The 2,576-nt window shown below is 71.6% G+C and carries 3 protein-coding genes; all 3 read left to right on the forward strand.

The features are described from left to right. Nucleotides 1-1,349: 1,349 nt before the first annotated feature. The 3 genes from E1264_RS41895 (at nt 1,350) to E1264_RS41905 (ending at nt 2,575) form a co-directional block, all read left to right on the forward strand. On the forward strand, nt 1,350-1,934 hold the full coding sequence (locus E1264_RS41895) for a type II secretion system F family protein (protein ID WP_132183033.1): 585 nt from the start codon (nt 1,350-1,352) through the stop codon (nt 1,932-1,934). 147 nt (nt 1,935-2,081) lie between these two features. Beyond that, a complete protein-coding gene (locus tag E1264_RS41900; protein WP_347813461.1) occupies nt 2,082-2,219 on the forward strand; it encodes a DUF4244 domain-containing protein in 138 nt (45 codons plus the stop codon). An 11-nt stretch (nt 2,220-2,230) separates the two neighbouring features. Next, on the forward strand, nt 2,231-2,575 hold the full coding sequence (locus E1264_RS41905) for a TadE family type IV pilus minor pilin (protein WP_207936980.1): 345 nt from the start codon (nt 2,231-2,233) through the stop codon (nt 2,573-2,575). Nucleotide 2,576 lies beyond the last annotated feature (1 nt).

A 2,576-nucleotide genomic window follows, 5' to 3' on the forward strand; every position in this document is an offset into this window, starting at 1 on the left:
GCCCGGACCGGATCGCCCGGACCGGATCGCCTGGACCGGATCGCCTGGACCGGATCGCCTGGACCGGATCGCCTGGACCGGATCGCCTGGACCGGATCGCCTGGACCGGATCGCCCGGACCGGGCCGCCTGAGCCGGACCGCCTGAGCCGGACCGCCTGAGCCGGACCGCCTGAATCGGACCGCCTGAGCCGGACCGCCTGAATCGGACGGCCTGAGCCGGGCCGCCTGAGCCGGGCCGCCCGAACCGGACGGCCTGGACCGGGCCGCCTGAGCCGGGCCGCCTGAGCCGGACCGCCTGAGCCGGACCGCCTGAATCGGACCGCCTGAGCCGGACCGCCTGAATCGGACCGCCTGAGCCGGACCGCCTGAGCCGGACCGCTCGAACCGGACGGCCTGGACCGGGCCGCCTGAGCCGGGCCGCCTGAGCCGGACCGCCTGAGCCGGGCCGCCTGAGCCGGACCGCCTGAGCCGGACCGCCTGAACCGGGCCGCCTGAATCGGACCGCCTGAGCCGGACCGCCTGAATCGGACCGCCTGAATCGGACGGCCTGAGCCGGGCCGCCTGAGCCGGGCCGCTCGAACCGGACGGCCTGGACCGGGCCGCCTGAGCCGGACGGCCTGAGCCGGGCCGCCTGGACTGGGCCGCTCGAACCGGACGGCCTGGACCGTACGGCCTGAGCCGGACGGCCTGAGCCGGGCCGCCTGGACTGGGCCGCTCGAACCGGACGGCCTGAGCCGGGCCGCCTGAGCCGGGCCGCTCGAACCGGACGGCCTGGACCGGACGGCCTGAGCCGGACGGCCTGAGCCGGACGGCCTGAGCCGGGCCGCTCGAACCGGACCGCCTGAGCCGGGCCACCCGAGCCGGGCCGTCTGAACCGGGCTGCCTGGGACGGGGCGCCTGGGCCTGGACCGGTCGAGTTGGACGGCTCCGTGACTTCAACCCGCCTCGATATACGCCTCAGCACCCGACGAACAGGTGAACCATGACGGACCTGATAGCCCTCCTATGCGTTCTGTGCGCCGCAGCATCAGCCTTCCTCTTCCCCAGGTGGACGGCCCCGGCCACAAAGAGACTTGTGGGGCAGTTCCCCGAACTACCTAGAGGCCACAAGTCAACGACCTGGCCTCGAGCCCGCGCCCGCACCCAGGCAGCAGCACCCCGGCATCCAGATGCTCCAACGAAGCGTCACACACCCCAAAGCCCGCAGGGTCAGCACCAACCAGCTCCCGATGGACACCGAGAAGCCGTCCGTAGCGCAAACCATCCGAGGGAGGAGCCAGGCACCCACCAGACACGACTCAACACCCAGGGCCAGGAGGGTGGACGACGCGACGTTCTCCTACGGTGCATGGCCGCAGGCACAGCAGGCGTGTTGTGCGTGCTGACGCTGGGCGGGTTGGTCGGCACGGTGGCCGGAATCCTCGTCGCAGTCACGGTTTGGCTCTCGTTCGGCCGCCTCGGCACCGCGGACCGCAAGCGACGACGAATGCGGCTCATCGCCGACCTACCCGTAGCAGTGGATCTACTCGCAGCCTGCCTACGTGGCGGCACCCCGTGGCACGAGGCGGTCGGCGCGGTAGCGGACGCGGTGGGCGGTCCGCTTGGTGAGGAACTGGACGCTGTCTCCGTTCAGATCCGGCTGGGGGCTGATCCGGCCGAGGCCTGGCTGGCGCTCACGAGAGAACCGATGCTCGCTCCCCTGGCGCGCACCGTCATCCGTGCTGTGTCCACCGGCGCGGCACTGGCCCCGTCCCTGAGCCGTCTGGCGCGAGACCAACGTCGCGTGGCACGCACGGCCGCCGCCGCCAGGGCCCGAGCGGCGGGCATCCATGCGCTCGCCCCGCTGGGCCTGTGTTTCCTGCCCGCGTTCGTGCTGCTCGGCGTCGTCCCGGCCATCGCCGGGATCGGCTCCACGATCCTGCTGCCGCAGTGACGCCCGGGGTTATCCACAAGACGGCGTTCACCGTCCACCGTCCATCCCGACCAATCAGCCTTGAGAAGACAACCAACGAAAGGGGCCCGGATGCGGCCGAAAGAGATGGTGGTGCGGCGATGGTCCAGAACATGCGGGGACCGAGGGATGTCCACCGCCGAGTACGCGATCGGCACCATCACCGCCGCGGCGTTCGCCGCCGTGCTGTTCAAGATCGTGACCAGCTCGCAGGTGAAGTCGCTCCTCTTACAGATCATCGAGAAGGCCCTCAAACTGGCCGGCTGAAGGACCGGGGGATGGCCACGGCGGAGATCGCCGTGGCACTTCCCACCCTGGTCCTGATCACCGCGATCGCACTCTGGGGCCTTGCGGCCGCCTCCGTCCAGCTCACCTGCACGGACGCCGCCCGAACCGGTGCCCGCGCTGCGGCGCGAGGCGAGTCTCTCGCCGCTGTACGCGAGCTCGTGGTGAAGGCCGTCCCGCAGGGAGCAACGGTCAAGGTGAGCCGAGACGAAGCCACCGTTGAGGTAGACGTCTCCGTCCCCGTCAAGCCGCCCGCGGCGGCGGGCCTTCCGGCTCTGACCGTCCACGCCCACGCGACCGCCGCAACGGAACCAGGCGTCCCACCCGACGCCCCCTAAG

Source organism: Actinomadura sp. KC216, assembly GCF_004348535.1.
In the GTDB taxonomy this organism is placed as follows: domain Bacteria; phylum Actinomycetota; class Actinomycetes; order Streptosporangiales; family Streptosporangiaceae; genus Spirillospora.